General features: G+C 33.8%; 19 protein-coding genes. 7 read left to right on the forward strand and 12 right to left on the reverse strand.

Features of this window, described 5'->3' with window-relative positions:
- Positions 1–8: 8 nt before the first annotated feature.
- On the reverse strand, positions 9–512 hold the full coding sequence (locus tag BN4220_RS16180; RefSeq protein WP_066718804.1) for a flavodoxin: 504 nt from the start codon (positions 510–512) through the stop codon (positions 9–11).
- A 113-nt stretch (positions 513–625) separates the two neighbouring features.
- Here BN4220_RS16180 and BN4220_RS16185 point away from each other — a divergent pair, with 113 nt between their 5' ends.
- The 4 genes from BN4220_RS16185 (at position 626) to sfsA (ending at position 3262) form a co-directional block, all read left to right on the forward strand.
- The gene (locus tag BN4220_RS16185) at positions 626–1513 is read left to right on the forward strand and encodes a LysR family transcriptional regulator (protein WP_066718806.1); all 888 of its coding nucleotides are present in this window, start codon (positions 626–628) and stop codon (positions 1511–1513) included.
- A gap of 75 nt (positions 1514–1588) precedes the next feature.
- Positions 1589–2170 carry a methyltransferase gene (locus BN4220_RS16190; protein ID WP_066718810.1) on the forward strand — a complete coding sequence of 194 codons (582 nt, stop codon included), beginning with the start codon at positions 1589–1591 and terminating at the stop codon, positions 2168–2170.
- Positions 2171–2320 carry a hypothetical protein gene (locus tag BN4220_RS20135; RefSeq protein WP_156476424.1) on the forward strand — a complete coding sequence of 50 codons (150 nt, stop codon included), beginning with the start codon at positions 2171–2173 and terminating at the stop codon, positions 2318–2320.
- A gap of 261 nt (positions 2321–2581) precedes the next feature.
- Complete coding sequence (gene sfsA, locus BN4220_RS16195; RefSeq protein WP_066718813.1) at positions 2582–3262, forward strand: DNA/RNA nuclease SfsA; 681 nt, start codon at positions 2582–2584, stop codon at positions 3260–3262.
- Between the two features lie 3 nt (positions 3263–3265).
- On the opposite strand, the gene BN4220_RS16200 is transcribed toward sfsA, so the two are convergent.
- On the reverse strand, positions 3266–4603 hold the full coding sequence (locus tag BN4220_RS16200; protein WP_066718815.1) for an MATE family efflux transporter: 1338 nt from the start codon (positions 4601–4603) through the stop codon (positions 3266–3268).
- Positions 4604–4805: 202 nt separating this feature from the next.
- On the opposite strand from BN4220_RS16200, the gene BN4220_RS16205 reads away from it, so the two are divergent.
- Together BN4220_RS16205 and BN4220_RS16210 are read left to right on the forward strand one after the other, a co-directional pair.
- Complete coding sequence (locus BN4220_RS16205) at positions 4806–5630, forward strand: MerR family transcriptional regulator (RefSeq protein ID WP_066718818.1); 825 nt, start codon at positions 4806–4808, stop codon at positions 5628–5630.
- 285 nt (positions 5631–5915) lie between these two features.
- Positions 5916–7928 carry an SPFH domain-containing protein gene (locus BN4220_RS16210; protein ID WP_066718820.1) on the forward strand — a complete coding sequence of 671 codons (2013 nt, stop codon included), beginning with the start codon at positions 5916–5918 and terminating at the stop codon, positions 7926–7928.
- A 255-nt stretch (positions 7929–8183) separates the two neighbouring features.
- On the opposite strand, the gene BN4220_RS16215 is transcribed toward BN4220_RS16210, so the two are convergent.
- The 9 genes from BN4220_RS16215 to BN4220_RS16255 all read right to left on the reverse strand — a co-directional run bounded on the left by BN4220_RS16215 (position 8184) and on the right by BN4220_RS16255 (position 19740).
- The gene (locus BN4220_RS16215; protein ID WP_066718822.1) at positions 8184–8594 is read right to left on the reverse strand and encodes a hypothetical protein; all 411 of its coding nucleotides are present in this window, start codon (positions 8592–8594) and stop codon (positions 8184–8186) included.
- Between the two features lie 657 nt (positions 8595–9251).
- Positions 9252–9587: a cupin domain-containing protein gene (locus BN4220_RS16220; RefSeq protein WP_066718825.1), complete on the reverse strand. Its 336-nt coding sequence runs from the start codon at positions 9585–9587 to the stop codon at positions 9252–9254.
- Positions 9588–9716: 129 nt separating this feature from the next.
- A complete protein-coding gene (locus BN4220_RS16225; RefSeq protein ID WP_066718828.1) occupies positions 9717–12155 on the reverse strand; it encodes a hypothetical protein in 2439 nt (812 codons plus the stop codon).
- Positions 12156–12159: 4 nt separating this feature from the next.
- On the reverse strand, positions 12160–13026 hold the full coding sequence (locus BN4220_RS16230; RefSeq protein WP_066718831.1) for a carbohydrate ABC transporter permease: 867 nt from the start codon (positions 13024–13026) through the stop codon (positions 12160–12162).
- Between the two features lie 11 nt (positions 13027–13037).
- On the reverse strand, positions 13038–13958 hold the full coding sequence (locus BN4220_RS16235; protein ID WP_066718834.1) for a carbohydrate ABC transporter permease: 921 nt from the start codon (positions 13956–13958) through the stop codon (positions 13038–13040).
- A gap of 78 nt (positions 13959–14036) precedes the next feature.
- Positions 14037–15446, reverse strand: coding sequence for an ABC transporter substrate-binding protein (locus tag BN4220_RS16240; RefSeq protein WP_066718836.1), 1410 nt, complete (start codon positions 15444–15446; stop codon positions 14037–14039).
- Between the two features lie 178 nt (positions 15447–15624).
- On the reverse strand, positions 15625–17433 hold the full coding sequence (locus BN4220_RS16245) for a cache domain-containing sensor histidine kinase (protein ID WP_066718838.1): 1809 nt from the start codon (positions 17431–17433) through the stop codon (positions 15625–15627).
- Positions 17411–19048, reverse strand: a complete 1638-nt coding sequence (locus tag BN4220_RS16250) for a response regulator (protein ID WP_066718840.1) — start codon at positions 19046–19048, stop codon at positions 17411–17413. The genes BN4220_RS16245 and BN4220_RS16250 overlap by 23 nt, the downstream gene beginning before the upstream one ends.
- Positions 19049–19131: 83 nt before the next feature.
- A complete protein-coding gene (locus BN4220_RS16255; protein ID WP_066718843.1) occupies positions 19132–19740 on the reverse strand; it encodes a histidine phosphatase family protein in 609 nt (202 codons plus the stop codon).
- A 452-nt stretch (positions 19741–20192) separates the two neighbouring features.
- Between BN4220_RS16255 and BN4220_RS16260 the strand changes: the two genes are divergently transcribed.
- Positions 20193–21974, forward strand: a complete 1782-nt coding sequence (locus tag BN4220_RS16260; RefSeq protein WP_082812352.1) for a GMC family oxidoreductase — start codon at positions 20193–20195, stop codon at positions 21972–21974.
- Between the two features lie 368 nt (positions 21975–22342).
- Here the strand turns inward: BN4220_RS16260 and BN4220_RS16265 are convergent, their stop codons facing one another.
- Positions 22343–23158, reverse strand: a complete 816-nt coding sequence (locus BN4220_RS16265; protein ID WP_066718846.1) for an MBL fold metallo-hydrolase — start codon at positions 23156–23158, stop codon at positions 22343–22345.
- Between the last annotated feature and the right edge of the window lie 276 nt (positions 23159–23434).

Raw genomic sequence — 23434 nt, forward strand, 5'->3', positions numbered from 1 at the left:
TTCAAAATTTATATCCATTTTTTAATATCATTTTTAGCTTGCCAAACACTGCCACCGTGAATGGCAAGTCCGCTTTCAATCGTTGCATCTGGACACAATATTTTAATATCCTTTATGCTGTTTCCCAGCCCGCTACCCTCGTGTGTGCAGAATGGTTTGATAATTTTTCCACCAAAATCATAATGCTCTAAAAAGGTAAACACCGCCATTGGCATCGTCCCCCAATAGTTAGGAAACCCTAAGTAAATCACCTCGTAATCGTCAATGCTTTCGAGATAGGTTTTTAGTTCGGGTCTGGCATTGCGTTTCTGATCAGCCTGTGCCTCAGCGATACACACGTTATAATCCTTTGAATAACCTTTTTGTTGTTCCATTTTGAAAAGTGGTGCACCTGTCAACTCTTTAATTATACTAGCAGCAACCTCTGTGTTACCTATATCAAGTTTTTTAATCATACCATTTACATAATTTTCATCTGCTCTTGAATAAAAAGCAATAAGTTTATTCCCCATTTTGCTTCCTCCTTTATGCATTCATCATAGCATAGATTTTCTTGACATAGAATTTCCGATATGTTATCGTTGTATAAACTTATAGTTAATACTAAAAACCTAGGAGGTGCTTTATGTATAATAAAATGCTTGATACATTTATAGCGGTTGCCGACTGTGGTAGCCTTACAAAAGCAGCAGAACGTTTATATATCTCACCCACAGCTGTTATGAAGCAAATGAACGCACTGGAAAGTCATTTGGATTTAAAGCTGATAGAGCGCACCCCCTCTGGCATACGTTTGACAGAAGCAGGCGCTTTAATTTATCAGGATGCAAAATTTATGATAGACTACTCAAAAAAATCCATTTCAAGTGCAAGAGCTACTTTATTCGCTAATGATACGACCTTTTGTGTCGGAACTTCCCTTTTAAATCCTGCCAAGCCCTTTATGGATTTATGGTATCAAGTAAACAAAGATTTTCCAGAATACAAGCTGCACCTTGTTCCTTTTGAAGATAACCACGAGGGCATCCTATCTGAAATTAGTAAACTGGGAGAGAAGTTCGATTTTCTCATTGGAGTATGTGATTCCAAAGCATGGCTGAATCTCTGTAATATGCTTCCCATTGGCAGATATAAAAAAATGATAGCCGTCTCAAGAGAACATCCTCTTGCAGAAAAAAGTCGTATAAACCTAGAAGATTTATACGGTGAAACATTGATGATGGTAAAACCGGGAGATTCGGACGTCAATGATTTTATTCGCAACGATTTAGAAAGACATCACCCTAAAGTCCACATAGAAGATACTACTCAGTTTTATGATTTATCTGTGTTTAATCATTGTGCGGAAACAGGAAAGGTTTTGCTTACTACCGAGTGCTGGCAAGACGTTCACCCAGGACTAGTGACCATTCCCGTAAATTGGGATTACAGTATTCCTTATGGATTATTATATAGTTTAGATGCACCAGAAGATGTACTCAGATTTGTTAATACTTTGGAAAGGAAAATGTAGATTTTTACTTAGATTCCTTCAAGCCAACTATTATTCAAGATAAAATATGTATTATATATAAATTGAGGTAAACAAATGACAGATAAGAAACTTTGTATCAAGACTGAAGGTGTCCAATTAGATGATAGGCACTCCTATTACAACCATCGTTATGAACCAACTTCTTATGAGATTTTAGACATCTTGTTCGATGAATATATGCTTACACCAGAAGATACACTTGTTGACTATGGATGTGGAAAAGGAAGATTAAATTTTTATGTAAATTCCCGTTTTCACTGTCACACGGTAGGTATCGAGCTCAATGCTGCATATTACCAAGATGCACTTGATAATCTAAACACCTATAACGGGTCCTTCAAACAAAAGATTCATTTTGAATGTATCCCTGCCCAAAATTATATTGTTACTGAGAAAGAAAATTATTTTTACTTTTTTAATCCTTTTTCCATTGAATTGTTTCGTAAAGTAATTGGAAACATTCTAACAAGTTTAGAAGATAATCCAAGAAAATGTAAATTAATCTTATATTATCCAGATCCTGAATATACATTTTACTTACAAAATAATACTATTTTTCAACTTGAAGAGACAATAACAATCTCGTTGGCAAAAGATGTTCGTGAATGTTTCTGTATTTATACAAATGAATTATAGATGGATGAATTAGGGATTTATCTAAAGAACTGGAAAGGACTTCGATTCTGGAACAGCAATGAATTTAATAAAATTATTGGTATCTATGGAAATAAAGATTATATCGAATCTTCCTTTGCTATGATAGGATTGAAAAATGAACTAATTTAAATTTAAAATAATGTTTAATTCCATATTATATATTTCACTTATCAACTCACGGCTAAAGGAGTTTTCTAATAAATTACAATGTCAAGAGAATTGTCTACATTAATATAATATGTAAACATAATATTTGATATTGACTTATGCTAATGGACAGATGCAAACTATATTAGACATTTTATAATACTACATTTATAATTTTACAATTAAAAGATCTTCTAAAAACTATAATAGAAAAAACTATTAACATATTAGATTGGAGTACCTATGGAATACAAAAATATACAAGTGGGAGAATTTATAAGCCGTCCAAACCGTTTTATAGCCCATGTAAAAATAGAAAACACAATAGAGATTTGCCATGTGAAAAATACAGGAAGATGTAAAGAACTTTTGCTTCCTGGCGCTACTGTTTATGTACAGCATTTTCCAAATACTAAAAGAAAGACAAGTTGGGATTTGATTGCTGTGAAAAAAGGAGAAGTTTTAATAAATATGGACAGTCAAGCGCCAAATAAAGCCGTAAAGGAATGGCTATTATTAGGAGGACTTGGTTTCATACCAGACATAGTAAAGCCAGAGTATCAATATGAAGATAGCCGCTTCGATTTTTATCTGGAGCACGATAATAAACGCTGGCTCATTGAAGTGAAAGGGGTTACCTTAGAAAAAGATGGAGTAGCTCTGTTTCCAGATGCTCCAACCCTTCGTGGAGTAAAGCATATTGAAGGGTTGGCAAGGCATTCAAAAGAAGGATTTGTAACTGCTATTCTATTTGTCATTCAAATGGATGGTATCCTTTATTTTACTCCAAATGAAATAATGCATCCTGAATTTGCACAGGCTCTTCGACAAGCAAAACAAGAAGGTACTCATATCATGGCCTATGATTGTGAGATTACACCCAATAGCATGAATATTCGAAATCCAATTGAAATTAAACTTTAATAATTACTTCGCAAAACCTTTCTTCTTTGAACGAATTAATAATATAGCAGCTAACACGGTGGTTGCGATTGTGGCAAATGGCGTTGTAAGCCAAATTCCGTCAAGTCCCATCGTCTTTGGTAAAATTAATAAAAATCCGATTGGAAATACAATGGTCATAGTCACCGTAATTGCAATTGCATATTCTGGGCGATTGATTGCTGTAAAATACGACTGTGTAGCCGAGGAAAACCAGCGTACAAGGAACGTAATGGCAAATAGCTGTAATGCATGAAGAGATAGTTCAATGAGCTCTGTATCACTTTTTTGAACAAACAACAATACTGCACTTTCTCCACCAAAGAAAATCCATAGCGTAAATATAAGTGATATTAGGAAACCTGCAAGATAGCAAAGCCTCATCAATGCGTGTATTCGCTTATAATTTTTCGCACCTAAATTGTAACTGATGGCTGGCTGCAAGGAATCACTAAGTCCATATATAAGTGAATGCACTATGTTGTCAATATATAAAACAACGCTGAAGGCTGCAATCGACAGTTCTCCTGCCATTCTTAGCAATATGACATTAATTAGTATAGATGTAACACGTCCTGAAATACTATTTAATAAAGTTGGGCTACCACTAGCAATTATTTTACCCACCATTTTTATAGACCCTTTTGGTTTTACGAACTGTAATAATAATTTCTTTCGAAAAAATGGATAAAATGCGACAACTGTACTAATTATCATACTAAGGCTGAACGCAAGAGCAGCTGCCCAAATTCCCCACTTAAATACACCAAGAAACAACCATTCAAGAAAAACCCCTTCGATTGCCATTGTGATATTTACCCACATACTGTATTTGATTTTACCACAGATTCGAAGATAATTATCCACTGCAAAAAAGATTGAGAGGAATGGTGCAAGTATTGCATATACATATAAATATTGTACAGAAAGATTTATTAGTTCCTCATCCGCTCCCATTAAGCGAATTAAATCTTCTGCAAATATAAAAAAGATAGCTCCGGTTAAAAGTCCAGTTCCTATTATTAAGAAACAAGACAATGTGAAAATTTGATTTGCAGATGCGTTATCCTTTTCTCCTAAGCGAATTGCAATTGGTACGGAAGAACCTACACCAATCATATCACCAATAGAAAAACCTATAATTACTAATGGCATAACAATATTTACTGCTGCGAGGGCTTGTGATCCAAGTAACTGTCCTACAAAGATGCCATCTGCAATCACATAAAAAGATGACATTAGCATACTAATAATACTTGGAATAGCTACCAGAAAAAATAACTTTATCGGTGATGATTTTTCGTATAATACTTCATGATTCATTTTAAATACTCCTTATCCTTAACTTGCAAAAAAGCTATACTTACGGTATTCTAAAGTATGGTGAAACCCTATAGTCAAGAAGAAATTAAAATATATTTTCATTTGAAAGTTATACAAACTAAATTACAATTTTAAAGGACTCATTTATACGATTCCCTATTAGTAATTCTAGTATTTGATAAATTAGCATATGGAGGTTATGATGTCCAAAAAATACTTTACAAGCGGTGAATTTGCCACAGTCTGTGGGACTACAAAAGAAACACTATTCCATTATGATGAAATCGGTATCTTAAAACCTACTTATGTAGCTAAAAATGGATATCGGTATTACTCACCAAAGCAGTTCTATGATTTTGATTTAATAGCAACCTTAAAAGAAGCTGGCAGCTCTTTGGCCCAGATTAAAGAATATATTGAGACTTATACACCAGAAAATTATCTTAAAATTTTGGAGATGAATCGTGAAAAGTTAAGACAAGAGAGATTAAAGCTTATGCGTATGGAACGGCTGCTAAAAAACTCCGAACAACTTACAAAATATGCCATGCAGACTCCTGTTGGTTTACCAAAACTGGAGGAATGTGAGGAAGAATATTTTATTGTTGTAAAATTAAATACGGCAAAGCCAATCAGTGAAATCGATGAAATATACGAAATCGCTGACCATTTTAAATATTGCTTTAGTCATAAGCTGGGGGATGAATTTCCTCTTGGAAGTATTGTATTAAAAGAAACCCTGTTGTCTGGACAAAGTTATGATAGTTATTATTACAGTAAGATTTATAAGTCAGTAAAAAGTGAGCGTTTATTTGTGAAACCAAAGGGAACTTATTTAACCATGCTGCATCGTGGTTCTATGGAGACCATTGAAGATTCCTATAAGCTTATGCTTGATTACATTGAAAAAAACAACCTTGAACTCATTGGAAATGCCTATTGTTATGATGTTTTAAGCTACCTTGCAACTTGTAATACCAATGATTTTGTGATACAAATTTCCATGCAGGTTGAAAGAAAAAAATAAATGCATACTTGAAACCCCTCGATATTTTAGAAGTTCAAAAGAGGTCTTTGCATAATATAATTCGCAAAGACCTTATTTTATTTTCTATAATTTCTGAATTCTATCCTCAAAACTTACCTTTCATCTCTTCTAATCCTTTGAAGAACTTTCACCCATCTATCTTATGTCTCAATATTTTTACTAGCAAATTCTAAACATCACTTTCACCGAATATAATGAATTAGCTATAAAACGAGATTTAAGAACAATTAGCAACAACATTTTATTCTTCGGAAGGAGTACTTTATGGATTCATATTTTATTGTAATAATGATTGGTGGCATTCTACTTGCTCTTTATTTGCTTATCTTTCATATTCTAGGGCTTCGTATTATTAAGTCAAATGAAGTAGCGGTAGTCGAAAAATGGTGGAGTATCCATGGTTCTTTAAAAAACTCTATTATCGCTTTGAATGGCGAAGCTGGCTATTCTCCTGATTTACTACGAGGTGGTATCCATTTTCGTTCTACTTTAATGTACCGTATTCATAAGTACCCTTTGATTACAATACCACAAGGTCAAATTGCTTACATCTTTGCGAAGGATGGTATTCCACTTTCACCGACTCAGACTTTAGGTAAAGTAGTTATGGAAGCAAATAACTTCCAGGATGTTCGAGGCTTTCTTCAAAATGGTGGTCAAAAAGGGCCGCAAAGAGGCTTCCTAAGAGAAGGTACCTATGCCATTAACGTCGCCCAGTTCATTGTTATTACACAAAATGATATCAAGGCAATTTTTAATGGTTCCAAACAGGAACATTTGGAATTAGAAAGCATGCAACAGACTTTAATTCAAAGAAATGCCTTTGCTCCAGTTGTCATTATGGGGAAAGGAAATGAAACCAGTGACTTAATGGGTATTGTTACAGTACATGATAGCTTACCTCTTCAGCAGGGTGAAATTATTGCACCATCGGTTGGTGAAGGGCATTCCAGTTATCAAGATCCCGAGAAATTCATTGAACTCGGTGGACGCCGAGGTAAACAAATTGAAATATTAACAGATGGTACTTATTATATAAACCGTCTATTTGCAACAGTGGAATTTCGTGCTAAAACTGTCGTTCCAATTGGTTATGTCGGCGTTGTCGTAAGTTTCTTTGGTAATCAAGGAGTCGATACCACTGGTGATAATTATAGACATGGAGAGTTAGTGGAAACTGGCTGCAAAGGTGTATTACAAAAGCCTTTGATGCCGGGTAAATATGCCTTCAATACCGATGCAGGTAAAGTAATTCTAGTACCTACCACAAACATTATTTTAAAATGGAACCGTGGAGAAGTAGGAGAACATAAATATGACCAGAATCTATCGGAAGTCGACATTATAACGAAAGATGCCTTTGAACCTTCTCTCCCACTTTCGGTAGTTATGCATATTGATTATAAACAGGCTCCATGGGTAATTCAACGTTTTGGAGATATCAGCATGCTTGTAAATCAGTCTCTAGACCCTTTGGTAAGCGCATATTTTAAAGATGTCGCCCAAACGAAAACTTTAATTGAGTTAATCCAAGAACGTAGCGAAATTAGAGAGCGAGCTGTTGTTGAAATGAAGGATAAATTCGAAAAATACAACCTTCAACTAGAAGAAGTATTAATCGGTACCCCAAAATCTTCAAAAGATGATATTCAAATAGAAAATATTTTGACGCAGCTTCGGGAACGGCAAATTGCAGAGGAAAAGAAAATTACATATCAAAAACAACAATCCGCTGCTGAGAGCGAGAAATCACTTCGTGAAGCACAAGCCATTGCAGAGCAACAAAGCTACTTAACGAAGTCCAGCATCCAAATTCAAATTGAAGGTAATATCGGTGCTGCTTTAGCAAGTAAGGCCGAACAAGAGGCTAATCAAATTATTGCCCTTGCAAAAGCCAATGCTTCAAAAGTCCGCTTAGAAGGTGAGGCCGATGCTTCAAAAGAAACCAATATTGGTCTTGCAAAAGCTAAGGCTATTGACGCACAGGTTAAGGCATACGGAGGAGCGGAATACAGAATCACTCAGGAAATCACAGAGAAATTAGCAGATGCAATTAAGTACACCAATGTTGATATCGTTCCAAAGACTATAGTTACGATGGGAAGCTCATCAAAGGATGAGACTTCCTCGAATGCTTCCATTATAGATACTCTCCTTAAGCTTATTACAATTGAAAAGCTTGGAATATCCCTTCCAAAGGAAATAGAAAAAGTGAGTGAAGTAGAATCGATAAGTGGAGCAAAATCAACAAATGAAGTAGATCAAGCAATAGAGTAGATCAGATGAATGGAATTATATAGATGTACGAACTGGAAACGACAATTTAAGTCTTTTGCTATCTCTTATAAGCATACATAAAAAGCTGTGTCTCATATAGAAAAAGCATAAGCACAACACACCAATATTTATGAATAAAATGTCCCTACAAGATTTGAAAACATTCTAGAAATGATAAATCTTTTGGGGACATTTTTATTTTTTATCTATATTTTATATACATTCGTTCCTTCCAGCGGTGAGCCTTAACTATCATTATTCATATTTATTTCTAATGCTGTTTGCTAATGAATTTAACGCTTGACATGGTTCATATTTGGTTTTATATCCAACACCATCAATGATTAAGAATGGATTGTAAGCGGTTACTGTGATTCTAGTCCCATCTGTCTTGATAATTGTATAGATAACTGCTTGACCATCATAATCTTTATATGAATTGTCCTTGTTATATATAACTACATCATTCAGTATTTTGGTTAATTCAGAAATATCTTGTTCATTAAGGCTTATTGTAACATCTGGGGGTAGCAATTCTACTGTAACTTCTTTGATTTCATCCGTTGTTAAGCTTTTGAATAGTTTTGTTCCAAAACTAGACTTAATAATAAAAATTGATATAATGACAGCTACCACAATACAAAGAATAAGTATCTTTTTCTTCATTTTAACTCCTCCTTATCATTAATTCTGTAGTTCGATGGGATGTAAAAGATTATAATGATCCTTTTTCTGCCTCTCGTGCTTTCATAACCCACATTACACTATGTTATTAATTGAATATCAAATATCTAGACAAGAAATGGTAGGTCTGTTTGAAATGCTTTTATTTGTTACCAATTTTGTTGTTGCCATAACAAAACTTTAACTCCTTATTTTGTCAATATAATGTCAATAAACAACCTCTCTTTGTACTTAATAGTTAACAGCCGCCTGGTTTAATACTAGGTTTCGAGTATCTATATTACTATGTAAGTCCTTTGCACCTTCAACAAGTCTATTTTTAATTATTAATCTCTCATCTTGTACTATATTCTCATCTGTACTATATTCTCATCGTCTACTATAGAATGACGTATATAATCAATTTATATAAGGAGTTACCATGCAAATTATAGACGCTATCTAAGCATTTCTCGTATCTTAGTTAAATAAAAAAAATGAGCCAATAATCCGTGAGTTATCTCCACAAATTATCGGCTCTATCTCTTAATATCAGGCACTTTTATAAATAAGATAGTATTAAAACTAAGATAGTACAAAATCAACTACTATTATTTACTAATAAAAATAAACATCTATGTATTGTTCCCTACTATCTTCTTATGAAACAAAGTCTTCTCTCATTGGATTAAAGATATCAAGGAGAATTCCTTCTTTTAGACATACACAGCCATGAACTACACCATTAAGCTTAAGCATAGTATCTCCAGCTTTTACAATCTTTTTCTCTCCATCAATTTCAAACTCAAATTCCCCAGAAATCACATAAGTAATCTGAGTATGTGGATGGTGATGCAATGCTCCTACTGCTCCTGTAGCAAATGAATTTTCTACACACATTAAATCTTTACTGTACGCAAGTACACGGCGAATAACTCCTTCACCCACATTTTGTTCTTCAACATCATCATGAAATACCCATCTTTGATCTAACATATTCTTTCCTCCAATCCTATGAATTATTTTATGTTACATTATGTTTCACTGCACAAAGCAACTTCTTCATAAACATATACTTTACATAAAATTCTATAAAATAGCAAGCATTACTTTTATTGAACACTCTTATATATACTGTGTTCTGTCATTACTTTTTATAAATGTTACTTCTACATCTTCTGCTTTTAGTCTCCTACCAACTACATCAAACTTTGGATTTTGTTCTTTTGCATAGATTTTAAATTCTTCCATTGTTGCAAAATCTTTATCACTTCCACAAATACAGAAATAAGCAATGTCATCACCATAGGTTCTATATTCACATCCGAATACCTGATCATTTTCAGACTCCATGGTTTGATTACACCAAATCGCTACATATCCATGTTTCTTTTTACCAAATAACCAATGTTCTTCAATTTTTATTTCTTCAAATTTAGGAGTTGGAAAATATACATGGGTGAAATGAATCGGGTGTTCTTCTGGGATATGATAGACAATACCTATTTTATTATGGTTTTGCATGATTGCCGGCATTACTCCATTACCAAACCAAAAACCAGGTCTCATAGAGCTAGAATCACAGGTTCCACCAGGATGATTTGTGAAAACATCCGTTTCCTTATCTAAAGCCGCATACCACATGTGCTGTTGATATCCATATACTCCTGGCTCAAAACAGGTAGTTCCATGGAATCTCTCATTGAGAGATTTTGTGTATTCACAGGTGGTTGGATCTGCATCTGGATTCAAGGTCAGGTTCTCCCAACGTTTGAAGTTTTCATCCAAAACAGGTGACTGTACTGAAGTTAAACAATAATCTTCCGATTTATTTAAGTGGATAAGCGCATTTCCAGTCGTATAAGTAATTTCTAAAGGCTGATCCATAAGACTAATAAGTCTCTCTGGAATCTTATATTTGCTACTTGCATAAAAACCAAGCCAACCTTCACCAAAAGTATAAGGTACCTCTGGATTAATTAGGTTCATAAGTGCCTGGGCTCCCTGCGCAAAAGGATGAATCACTTCGCGATATACTCGTCCCATAGGTGCAATCACGCAGCCATCATAAGTATGTTGGCATAACATTTCAAGTAATCGGTCAGTTACTTTAGTAGCTCGATTGGATATTTCTAAATCCGAATAATCGATTACATTTAATAAAGCAGCAAAGGTTACGCACATATAAACCGTACTTAAAAACTCTTCAAATCCATTGGTTTCCACATCATCTAGCCAAGCCAAAACCTTTTCTCTTCCAAACTGACTTAGCTGTAATCCAGTCATATTTGCTCTTTTAAAATAATCTTGAGGGAACATTTCACCCACTTGCATTGCACAAGCATAAAACATTAAAGAATGATTTTCACTCCAGAAACACATAGCGTCAGAACCATTTTGATTCATCCAATATCTCCAGTTTAACAATACATCCTTTGCCCTCTTATAAAGTTCATCATCCACCTCGTAATTCTTTAGATAACGCACGAGACCACACACCAAAAAGTCAGAACAATCGAATCGGCTTTCAATCTGATTTAGAGTTTCCAACAATAGATCTCTATCCTTTTTTGTATCCATTCCAAGATACTTTCTCGCAAGTATATTGGATATGGAAAATCCAAACTTATCACCCCTAGATAAGCTCTCTGCCTTCGCAATTCGCTTTAGTATTTCTATCCTATTTTCTTCATAAGAACCAATGCTTCCATATACCGGTTTTTGAGCAAGAATATTTTCAACTTTTCTAGTTAATACAGTATCTCCTATGGTTATACGTACTAAAATCACTCCAGGCTTATTTTCATCAAGCGTAATCTTATCTTGTCCACTAATCTCTATCCATTCTTTTCTTGTATTCACCTGAGCAAAATCAGGACTTTGACTATCATAAGCAAGCCATGCTCCCTGGGGTGCTTTATTATGAAAAGTCATAGTTGAATCCTTTATCTGAATAGAATTTAACCATTGTTCTGCATGAATCAATTCATCGGTATGTTTCTGGTCTGGTAGAGAAATCTGTATCTGATTCTGATGATTAAGAATCTGAATTCCAAATAATGTTCTTGTATCACGAACTCCAAGAGTTTGAAGCTTAATATATATCTGATTACTTCCCTTTTTTAAATCCAATACTGTTTTTACCTTTTGTATTGGTTTATATACAGGAGAATGCATATTACAGATACGTGCTTGATTACACCATACATCAATCGCAGCATATGACCAAATGATAGCTTCTACTTTTAAATCCTGAACAACATCTATTCGTGTAACGGCATCTAGTTCCACTTTTTGTAACGTAGAGTAAAATGTGCTTTCATCTACAAACCAATTTCCATAATGGTAATAATATCTCCAGGGCATTCCCAAACTACTGTCTTTTCCTAATTGAATTTCTCCTTCGGACAAACACACATTTTGATCTGCTACAATGGTTCTTAAATACTGCTCATAACGTAACTGGTTATCATCTGTCTCATTATTTAAAAAATCCGTCTCCTTAGGTCCTGAAACCAAATAATTGGTGATAAAACCTGCTTTATTTAACTTTAATCTCTCCATCTTCTTATCCTTTCACAGCTCCTGCAGTTAATCCACTCATAAAGTAACGGCTTGTAAACATATAAAGAACAATAATTGGAATAATTGAAATGGTAGATCCCGCAAACATTAAGTTCCATGCAGCAGTACCATCGCCACTGTTCTTTAACATAACAACGCCTACTGTTAAAGGACGAAGTTTATCATTTGACATAGTAAATACCAATGGCATTATGTATTCATTCCAACCCGTACGGAAAGATAAAAGTCCGATTGTGGCAATTACTGGTTTAAGTAATGGAAAAATGATTTTATAATAAATCTGAAAAAAAGTACATCCATCAATTTTAGCTGCTTCATCTATTTCTTTCGATAAGGTATTCATATACCCACGAACTAAGAAAATATAGGTTGCTTGTCCCATTCCGGCAGAAATAAGAATAATACTAATCAAGGATTGGTTCATTTTTACTTTAACTGCAAGTTCAAAAAGAGGTCTAAGACTAACACTACCTACATTAACAAACATAAACGCAACGAATAGACTATATAATAATTCTTTCCCTTTAAAATTCTTTCTTGCAAATACATATCCTGCCATCGTTGTGACAGTAATGGAAAGAAACATAACTCCAAGACTTATAATTAAACTATTTACAGTATAATTAGCGAAGTTTGCCTTTTCCCACGCCTGTTTATAGTTATCAAAAATGAATTTCTTTGGTAATAAATTAGTTCCACCTAATAACAATTCGTTATTTTCCTTAAAAGAACCAAGAATAATATAAATAACAGGGTACAGAGTAACCAATGCAATTACAAGAAGGATAAGAAAGAGCAAAGCTCTTAATACTTTTGTCCTTCTCGAATAGACTACATGTGACTTTTCCATATATGCCTCCTTTAGACTACATTATCTAACTTTCTTGCCAAAAACATATAAATTGCTGTAATAACTCCGATGATCAAAGCTGCCATGAGACTTAAAACAGTCGCATAACCAATTTGAGGTGTTGTCTGGGATCCAAAGATTAATTTATATATATAGCTAAACATAACTTCTGATCTACTGTTTGGTCCACCATTGGTTAATACTAAAATAGATTCATAATCTTTTAATGCAGTCGTAATCGCTAGCATTAAAATTACTTTTAAAACTGGGCTTAACATTGGAAGTGTAATATGAAAGAAAGATTGTACACCATTTGCCCCATCTATTTTACAGCTTTCATAAACATCCTCAGAAATACTGGAAATACCAGACATAAAAAGAATCATATAGTTACCAAATCCACCCCATACTGCAACGATAATAATAGAAATCATAACTATGGAAGTACTGCCAAGCCAGTCAATTGGAGAATGTATCATTCCTAATTTATTTAAATATGCATTTAATACACCATTGTAAACCGCAAATATAAAACCGAAGATAAGGCTGTATACGGCTGCACTAATTACTGTAGGCATGAAATAGATTCCTCTAAAAAGACCGCTACCCTTAATTTTTTGATTTAGCAAAACTGCTAAAAGTAAAGATAATGGAATGATAATAACCAACTTCATAATTGCATATTCAAAGGTATGGAGTACACTACGCCAAAATACCGCATCATGGAACATTCTTGTAAAATTTTTAGCACCTATAAAATAAGCTGTAAATCCGTTGTAATCATAACATACATATCGAAGTAGCCAGAAAAAAGGATAGATAGAAATAACTGCAAGTAAAAACACTGCTGGCAATAGCATCAATATAGCCGCAAAATCGCCTCTGCTATTTGCTCGCTTCATTCGTTCTCTAAAACTCAATTTCTTTTTCATAAAAAGCGTTACCCCTTTCTTTAAAACAAGGGATGTTTTTAGTTATCTAAAAACATCCCATAAGTTTCGAGCACATATTTATTGTTCTAAATACTCAATTGTTCCTTCATTTGGATGCATCGGATCAAAATCTTTAATTACAAGTCTTTTAATTTTTCCCATACTTACATCATTGTCCAATGCTTCATTGTATCTCTTATTAAGATCCGCAATCGCATTATCCGCACTTACATTTCCCATAATTGCATTCCAGATCGTAGCAACATAATCATCTCCTTGAATTGCTACCGTTGGTACTGCTGGATAAACACTTTCATACTCTTGCAATTTAAAATCTGCAAGTCTACCGGTTTTAGATGTATCGATGATGCCATTCATGTACTCTGAAATAGGAAGGCAATACCCACCTTCTAAATATCCCTTTAAGTAATCTTCACTAGAGAAGAATTTAATAACTTCCCAAGCAGCATCTTTATTTTTGCTTGAAGAAAGCATCATGTAGCCCTTCTGAGGAAGAATTGATAAAGCACCCTTTACTTCTCCATCTAAGGTTGGAACCGTTGAAACACCCCAATCAAACTTTGTTATTGGGAACTGAGAAGTAAATACACCAGCTTCTTGGGATGCATTTCCCCATATTGCAAAGGTTCCCTCAGTAAACTGTGCTCTCATGGCATCAACACCTTGGGATGTAGAACCTGGAAGTACGCTGTTATCTTTAAAGAATTGATTACATTTTTCGATAATCTCTTTATATCCATCAAAATTAAACACACCATTTTTGTAATCATATCTATAAATTCCACTGGTTTCACAGGTTCCTTCAATCCATCGGATAAATGGATTCGCTGACGTGAAGCCAACACCGTATGTTACTCCTGCACCGTTATCTGTAACTTTCTTTGCAAGGTCAATAACACCATCTAGTGTATTTGGAAATTCAGAGTAACCTGCTGCCTCAACAAGATCTTTGTTGTATTCTATTCTTACACCACTTCTCATACCAGTTGGAATCCAATATACATTTCCATCAATCATATTAATTCCTTCATACTTATGATTTTCTGCTTCTGTTACTTTTTGAAAATCAGCATCTGTAATTCTATCATTTAGTGGCTCTAATATTTTTGCATCTGCAAAGGTTTTTAAATCAAATCCACTAAGTCCTGCACTAACACCAGCAATATCAGGTGCTGTACCAGAAGAATAAGCCATAGATAACATGTTTGCATAATCATCTGTGACAACTGTCAATTCGATTTTAATCCCTTTATCATTGGATTCATTGAACTCTTTGATTTTCTGATCTACATATTCAGAATCATGACGGTCATTTGTCCATACCGTAACAACCGATTTATCACCCGTATTTTGTGATCCATTCGTAGAACTCTGCCCCGTTCCTCCTGTAGATTTGCTTGCACACCCAGAAAGTAATGTGACTGACATGGCTCCCACCAATAGTAGACTTAACATTCTTTTCTTCATAAGTTTCTCCTTTCAACTTCTCCCTTGATGTCATCAATTCTACCTTATTTTCGACAAAATCAACATGACATTTCTCAATCTAATTGTAACATTTTTTAATATTTTGTATCTTTTTTTGTATTTTTCAAGTAAAAATGCTGTAGAAATAATCTACAGCATTAATTTCTCTTGTTTAATTTTACTTATTATCTGGAATAGTGATAATAATACTATTTCTATAATAAGGAATTGTCTGAAAATCCATTTCCACTTGGCCATAATAGATATTTAGTCTATCATAAATATTATGAAGCCCAATATGGCGTTTTTCTGTTTCATTCTTATCGTAAACCGCTTTCTTTGCTTTCTCTACATCAATACCGCAGCCATTGTCAATTACTTCAATACATATTTTATCTTCGTTACGATAAAACCGCACATCAATGGTTGGAATGTAAATAGCCTCCATTGTCATTTCATCTTTAAATCCATGCTTAATGGAATTCTCAACAAGAGGTTGTAAAATTAACTTTAAAATGAGTTTATCACTTAAATCATCCTCAATATCTACATTAAAAATAATACTTTTGCTAATTCTGTGATTCATAATACTTACATATGCTTCTACATGAGAAATTTCATCTTTCACCTTAATCAGTTCCTCGCCATAATTTAAACCAATCCGCATAAACGTAGCAAGTTTATTTATCATAGAAGATGCAATCAAAGTATGATTATTTAACACCTCAAGATTAATTCCTTCTAAGGTATTATAAAGTAAATGAGGATTGATCTGTTCTGCCAAAAGCTGTATTTCTAATTGGTACTTTTCCCGTTCATCCTCCTTCATCTGCTTAAACTGCATCTGAATCGTGTTGTACATAGATTTTATCGCATGATTTAGTTGACCAATTTCATCCTCATATTTACTTTCAAATGGTATATATCCCCGATTTTCTTGAATACCTTTTATACTTTTCATAAGATGATTTAATGGCAATGTAACATATTTTGTAAAAATATTAGAAAACAAAGCCGATAGTACAATTCCTACAACACCAAGTAGTAAAATAAAACGATTCATATCATTTATCTTCTGAGTTAAGAACTCCTTAGAAAGAATACTGATTAAATGCAGGTTAGAAAATGGAAGCTTTTGAGAATAGACAATATGATTCTGTAAATCTGATATCTGATGTATCTGATAATCTCCAAAATTATTCTTTACACCATCTTTAAATATCGGATCACTTAAAATATCCCCCATATCCCCATTCGGCTTTAGACTTATACTTTCTCCCTCAGCATTCACTACAAAATAATCTCGGTCAAAGTGTTTGGTACTTGACAAAGAAAGACTGTTTTGAAACTTTTGAAGATTCAATAATATAACCAAATTCGTTACTGGTTCTTGAGACTCATGTGCAATCACAACATTATCACCAGGTGATAAGATTGATAATGGAACCACGATTGGAATTACATCCTGCTGTTGTAAAAATGGACTCTGACAATATTGTAGCCATGTAATACCTCTTATCTTATCATACGAATCTAGAAAATAAGAAAGATCATTTTCTTTGCGTACTCCATAAGAATAAATTGTATAGCATGTCCCATCCTTGTTAATAAGAAATACGGATTCTATCAAATTATTGCTGTTAATCAGATTAATTAACTGCACTTGTACCCCTTCGGGATTCATATTATCCTCATCATTTCGCGCATTGACTACCACTTTTTGTATAGGTGGAGAAGATGCAAAGTTTATTACATTCTTTAAAATAGATTCATATATATTATTCAATGAATTAGAAATTACATTCATAGAATCCTGCATCTGTATTTCAACTTCTTCAAAATATAGCTTATTAAAATAATTCCTTGTAAATAAACATAAAAAAATAGTCAATATGATAATAACGCTAAACATACACAAACGTATCTTTGCAGAGATTTTCATATCACCAACAATTTTTAATAACTTATTCCCTAGCTTCTTTGACATATATTTTGTCCTTATCATTTGTCCCCATACTTTTCCTATTATAATTGGAAGGATTCACTCCTGTATATTGTTTAAATACCCGATAAAATGAACGATAGTCATCATAGCCAACAGTTGCACCAACCTCTGCTATTGGCATCAGTGGCTCCTTCTCCATTAAATTAATTGCGTATTCCATCTTTTTTTGAATTACATAATCTCTAAAATTAATTCCTGTTTTTATTTTAAAATAACTTGTAAAATAGACGTCACTAAGATTCACATGACTGGCAACATCTTTGGCTAGAATCTTTTCACCCATATGAGACTTAATAAAATATTCTGCTGCTTGAATCACTGGATTTACAGATGAGTTCACACTAGATACCTGTCTTTTACCATAGTCTTTCAGAAAATCTTCTATAAATGATTTTAAAACGTCAAAACTTTTTATTTGATTAATCCGAGTCACAATCTCTGCTTGTATAAATTCTATATTTTCATCCTGATCATTACGAAATTCTTTCATAACAGCTGTTATAAAATAAATACACATACCACGAATATAATTTGGTGGAGGCATTTGATCATAAAGAAGATTTGCGAAATACTCCTTACAAAATTCTTCGATCTGTTCTTCCTGATTCATGGAGATACTATAAAATAATTGATTGTAATCTAAATTATTTGCTGCTTTTGGAGGCTGTTTCATACAAATAACGCTTTCATCAAATATATCTGTCTCAATCTGATAAAAACTATAAGATAATCCTAATAAAGCATTCTTATAAGAGTTAGAACAGTCCGTTAGCTGTTGATTTACACTACCAATTCCAACAAGTAATTGTATCATTGAATCTTTCTTTACGCGCTTTAAGCACCTGCTTGCCAGTAAACGATAATCAACAAATACACCATCCTGCTGTTTTATATGTATAATAGCTAGCAATTCTGTTGATTTTGATATGAGAACCTCGTGTTTGGTTCTTGACAATTCTTCCTCTACCATATCCTTTAAATATTTTATCTGCTGAAACTCTTCTTCCGGTTCAATTTCATCATCCTCTATGATAGAAAACACCATCACTCGAAAAGGTGCATCCTCTAATCTTAGACTTAAACGTTGTATCTCATTTTTAATTTGCTCATAAGAATGAAACTCATTTTTTATAAGTTGTTTCATAAATTTTTCTTTTGGATCAGACTTTATATTGAGATATTCTGTAAATGAATTGATATGATTCGATTTAAGAATAGTTTCTTTTAGATGCCGTATCTCAGTCACCAATTCATCAATTTTTATAGGTTTTAAAAAATAGTTTTTAGCTCCCAATTGAATTGCTTTTTGGGCATATTCAAAATCTCCATATCCACTAAGAATAATAAAATTTGTATGTATGTTTTCTTGTTTTACTTTTTCCATCAGTTCTAGGCCACTCATACCAGGCATTCGAATATCGGTAATCACTATATCAGGATGACATTTTTTGATAATATCATAAGCTTCTTCCCCATTTTGTACTGTACCAACTATCATTACCCCAAACTGGTCCCATGGTACAACAGTGGAAAGTCCGTTTCGAATGGAAGCTTCATCATCAGCGATCAAAAGCGTTATGTTCTTATTTACGTCCATTTCTTCCTCCCAAAATGCTTATTTCCATTATTTTATCATTATATTAATTGGTTATCAATGCCAAACAATGATTGTCTCAATCTTTACTCTGCTGAATTAATCAAATGTTCACACCTGTTAGCATAGTAAACAATGCGTCTCTCATTTGTTACTCTCCATTCATGAATGCCAGTGTCTCCCGTAGGAAATGCAATAGAACTCTCTACTGGCAATCGCAAAAAGGAATGATAGAGCTGATTAATCATTCCACCATGAGTTACAACGGCAATAGTTTCATCCTCTTGATGAGAAGATAGAAGCTTTGACAGCATCACATCTGCACGATAACGAAAGTCCAATTTCGATTCTTGGTGATAGACCGTTTCATGAATTGGCAAGTTTTTTATCTCTGGAAAACGTACGCTGGCTTCTTCACGGGATAGCCCTGCGATATCTCCATTATTAAATTCCATCAACAACTCATCTTCTATCATCCCTTGATGAAATTCTTTCGCCAAATATTCTGCTGTTTCTCTTGCCCTTTTTAATGTACTGGAATAGATTTTATTGAGTTGATAATTACTATGTATCCAAGCAGCCATTGCCTTCGCCTGCTCTCTTCCTTTTGGTGTCAGCGAAAAATCTGCTCTTCCTTCGTGAACATTTAAAATATCTGCTTCCGATTCCCCATGTCGTATCAGTAAAATTCTCATAAAATTTCTCCTTAATTTAGTTTAATTTAGCATCGTATTCTTTCATTCAAAGCTTCCGTCAAGGCTTCCTTTGGTAATATGACCAAGACATCTAATTCATTCAAGGATTATTAACATATTTACAATTTTACCAAATATAACAAAAAAAGACTACCTCATAATGTTTTTACATCATAAGTAATCTTTCTATAGGGTAACAGTGGGATTCGAAGACATATAAAACATTCCACTTTGCAATAACTAATCGTATTTTTAGTAATAAAAGCACATATTATGTCGAAAAGCATAAACTATAAGTATACTACTTATGTATTATGGCTCCGACATCGTCAAAACTGGAAACCAAGCTATAACAAGTCCATCTGACGTCCATCTGACACAAGTAGTATTAAGGTGATACCTCTTAAATCTTCATACTAAAACCATTAAATTTTAGAGAAAGGAAAACTATCATGTCAAAGAAAGAAATTTATGATTATATCATAATTGGTGCCGGGACAGCTGGTGGAGTTATCGCAAAGGAATTGACGGATGATAAAAGAATCTCTGTACTTGTATTAGAAGCAGGAACCAATATGACAGAAGAATTAAGTAGCCCTTCATTAGAAACCGCCCTTAATTTAGCTACTGATAATAAGTATTCATTTAATTTACTTTCAAAAAATGAGCTCAATATAGGCCGTCAACTGCGATTGTCAGGAGGCAGAGCTATCGGCGGAAGTTCAGAACACAATGATATGTATGCAGTTCGTGGAAGCAAAAATCTTTATGACGAATGGGCAGAACTTACGAACAATCAATGGAGCTACAAAGATGTACAATCCTTATTTATTGAAAATGAATCCTATACTGGTGAAACACAAAAACCTCATTCTCGTGGAACTAGAGGTCCGATATTTATAAGACAGCAGATAACACCACCAGATGGATTAATTAACACTCTAGCAGAAGCAACCTCTTGTGTATTTGATATTCCAATTGTTGAAGATTATAATACTGGAATTCGAGATTGTACGTTTACTAAATCACAATTTATTCAAAGGAAGGTTGATGGGACATTCGTCCGCTCTTCTACGGCAACTGGTTATCTAAATGACACTATCGTAACACAAGGAAATCCATCTGACCCGGATGAGCATGGAGTCTGCGGAAGAAAATTAGACATTTATGCGAAAACTACAGTAAATAAAATTCTATTTAAACGGATCAATAGTGAGGACGTAGCTTATGGGGTAGATTATTCTAAAAATGGAATATCAAAAAGATCCTTTGCCCGTAAAGGAATTATACTCTCTGCTGGTAGCTTTTCATCCGTTATCTTACAACGTTCAGGTATTGGAATAAAAGAAGAATTGACACAAGCAGGAATATCAACATTAATAGAAAGCCCGAATGTCGGCCACAATCTTCAATCCCATTATACTGTCGGGATGGGTATCGAGGTTAAAACAGACCGACTACTACCAATATTGGGTGCTGACCCTAACATGCCGCTTATCCTTGGTGCATTCAAAGGAGATACAGAACCTGGCCGACGTCTTCAGTTAGTAGGGGTACCCGTTCCTTTCTTTGTTCCTATTCAGGATGTCATTGTCAACCAATGGAAATTTGATCCAACCAAACTTACAAATGTCATGAGTTTAGGATCTGTCAATCTTAACCCGAAAAGTAAAGGTACCATTACCGTAGCTCACAGTGATCCTGAAGCATATCCATCCATTGATTTTCATCCTTTAGAAAATTCTGAAGATTTAGATTATATCGTAGATCAATATATTGAGGCTTATAAAATTATGCTAAAGGCCAGAGAACTAGATCCACAAGGTATCTATAAGGTTGTATACCCGAATGAAGAAATCTTCAAATTAACTGATGTTGCTGAAAAACGTAGACAACTCGCCGAATTTGCAATGGCTTCCTATGCGAATTTCGAGCATTATGGTGGTCAGTGTAGAATGGGTAGAACTATTCAAGAAGGCGTTGTTGATGGCAACTTAAATGTATTTGGAACTAAAAACCTTAAAGTTGCTGATCTTTCTATTGCACCTATTTTACCAGATGGCAATACTTCCATCCCAGCACAGATGATTGGCTTAAATGCGGTTCGTTTTATTAGAGAAAATTCAACAGCTTACAATTTTACTAATAGTGAACTTAGAAACTTTAATCAGAGTTCATCTCTTGAGGAAAGAATTGTTCAATTTTTTAAAACTATCGGCTCCCTAAGAAAATAACCGAATAATGTATTTCACCAAATGATTGATGAGAGTATTACTTTAATTAATACCACCGGCTTAGCTGGTGGTAAATTTTCATTACGAAACAAATAAAAAAAGATAGAAATTTTATTTTCCTATCTTTCTATATTTACAATGATTAAAAATAATTATTATTCAAACTTTTTTGAAAATTCTATCTTTAAAATCTAGTGATACTCAAACTAATATTCGTCAAACATCAAAGTTAATATATTAGTCACAAGCTGATAATTAGCAAGCTACTTTTTCAATCTTCGCACATGCTTTTCAAATAGCACAAGGTATCTAAGATTTAAAGCCAATACAATTAAATATAAATATTATCTATTTGTTCTAAGCTAATTTTACGCTAACAGAACTCTTTCTCCGTGTTCTCCAACCCAAGCCTTAAGATGTGGATATTTAACCTTAAGATAACTTGTAAATAATTCTGGATTCTCACTATTCCCTGGAAACATCTCATAATGTCCTGGTACTACCAAATCCGGTTCTATATAACCCGCCAAATCAACAGCTTCCTGATAGGTCATATTTCCAATGATATTGCTTTCTAATCGTTTTGCATCCCTACCGTTAATAGGTAAAAAGATAGCATTAAAATGACCGTTAGCTTTCAGTTTTTCATATAACTCTGGATAAATACAGGTATCGCCCGCATGATAGATTTTAACCCCATTTCCCTCAATTATATATCCTAGACAAGGATATTCACCCGTCCTTTTATCTTGATTTAATAATTCATGAGCTGAGGCAATTCCAGCAATAGATATTCCACATAATTTAACACATACTCCATCATCCATACCAATAAATCGATCTTCTTCTATCTCTAAATCCTTAGGTAAAGAGGGAAGGACTAGACTTGGAGTAATAAATTTAGCATTTGGAGAACTTTTAGACATTTGATTCCATGATGATCGATCAATATGATCAGAGTGGTCATGAGTACCTAATATAATATCTGCATTCCTTACCACACTTGGATTTAATAATGTAGGAATACTCCTTCTTTTGCTATCTTCTAAATATGCGTCAATATAGAGAATTGTCTCTCCTATCTTTATAGCATATCCCATCTGACCAAGCCACCAAAAAGCAAATTCACCATAACCTACCTTACATTCATTTATATCATTTATTAATTCTGATCCTGTTTTCATATGCCTACCTTTTCCTTTAAAATATTCTTTCCTAGAATAATTATTTGCTCCAAACTAATCTTATAATAATTTAATTATATCATTTTTATTTAAATAAAAGAAGATAAATACAACACACGCTTCTTCTTAATCAAATTAAAAACACTTTAAGCAACAAAAAAGATCACCCTATAATGTTTACACATCATAAGATGATCTTTTTAAAACAAAGTGAGTAGCAGATAAAATCCCCATACTTATTCGCAATACAATCCCGAATATCCATATCCTTGACCA

The sequence above is a fragment of the Clostridium sp. Marseille-P299 genome, assembly GCF_900078195.1.
Lineage (GTDB): Bacteria > Bacillota > Clostridia > Lachnospirales > Lachnospiraceae > Lachnoclostridium.

Bases quoted from the DNA above. Each gene is read 5' to 3' on its own strand.
- BN4220_RS16180 (WP_066718804.1), bottom strand. From the start codon at position 512: ATGGGGAATAAACTTATTGCTTTTTATTCAAGAGCAGATGAAAATTAT.
- BN4220_RS16185 (WP_066718806.1), top strand. From the start codon at position 626: ATGTATAATAAAATGCTTGATACATTTATAGCGGTTGCCGACTGTGGT.
- BN4220_RS16190 (WP_066718810.1), top strand. From the start codon at position 1,589: ATGACAGATAAGAAACTTTGTATCAAGACTGAAGGTGTCCAATTAGAT.
- BN4220_RS20135 (WP_156476424.1), top strand. From the start codon at position 2,171: ATGGATGAATTAGGGATTTATCTAAAGAACTGGAAAGGACTTCGATTC.
- sfsA (WP_066718813.1), top strand. From the start codon at position 2,582: ATGGAATACAAAAATATACAAGTGGGAGAATTTATAAGCCGTCCAAAC.
- BN4220_RS16200 (WP_066718815.1), bottom strand. From the start codon at position 4,603: ATGAATCATGAAGTATTATACGAAAAATCATCACCGATAAAGTTATTT.
- BN4220_RS16205 (WP_066718818.1), top strand. From the start codon at position 4,806: ATGTCCAAAAAATACTTTACAAGCGGTGAATTTGCCACAGTCTGTGGG.
- BN4220_RS16210 (WP_066718820.1), top strand. From the start codon at position 5,916: ATGGATTCATATTTTATTGTAATAATGATTGGTGGCATTCTACTTGCT.
- BN4220_RS16215 (WP_066718822.1), bottom strand. From the start codon at position 8,594: ATGAAGAAAAAGATACTTATTCTTTGTATTGTGGTAGCTGTCATTATA.
- BN4220_RS16220 (WP_066718825.1), bottom strand. From the start codon at position 9,587: ATGTTAGATCAAAGATGGGTATTTCATGATGATGTTGAAGAACAAAAT.
- BN4220_RS16225 (WP_066718828.1), bottom strand. From the start codon at position 12,155: ATGGAGAGATTAAAGTTAAATAAAGCAGGTTTTATCACCAATTATTTG.
- BN4220_RS16230 (WP_066718831.1), bottom strand. From the start codon at position 13,026: ATGGAAAAGTCACATGTAGTCTATTCGAGAAGGACAAAAGTATTAAGA.
- BN4220_RS16235 (WP_066718834.1), bottom strand. From the start codon at position 13,958: ATGAAAAAGAAATTGAGTTTTAGAGAACGAATGAAGCGAGCAAATAGC.
- BN4220_RS16240 (WP_066718836.1), bottom strand. From the start codon at position 15,446: ATGAAGAAAAGAATGTTAAGTCTACTATTGGTGGGAGCCATGTCAGTC.
- BN4220_RS16245 (WP_066718838.1), bottom strand. From the start codon at position 17,433: ATGTCAAAGAAGCTAGGGAATAAGTTATTAAAAATTGTTGGTGATATG.
- BN4220_RS16250 (WP_066718840.1), bottom strand. From the start codon at position 19,048: ATGGACGTAAATAAGAACATAACGCTTTTGATCGCTGATGATGAAGCT.
- BN4220_RS16255 (WP_066718843.1), bottom strand. From the start codon at position 19,740: ATGAGAATTTTACTGATACGACATGGGGAATCGGAAGCAGATATTTTA.
- BN4220_RS16260 (WP_082812352.1), top strand. From the start codon at position 20,193: ATGTCAAAGAAAGAAATTTATGATTATATCATAATTGGTGCCGGGACA.
- BN4220_RS16265 (WP_066718846.1), bottom strand. From the start codon at position 23,158: ATGAAAACAGGATCAGAATTAATAAATGATATAAATGAATGTAAGGTA.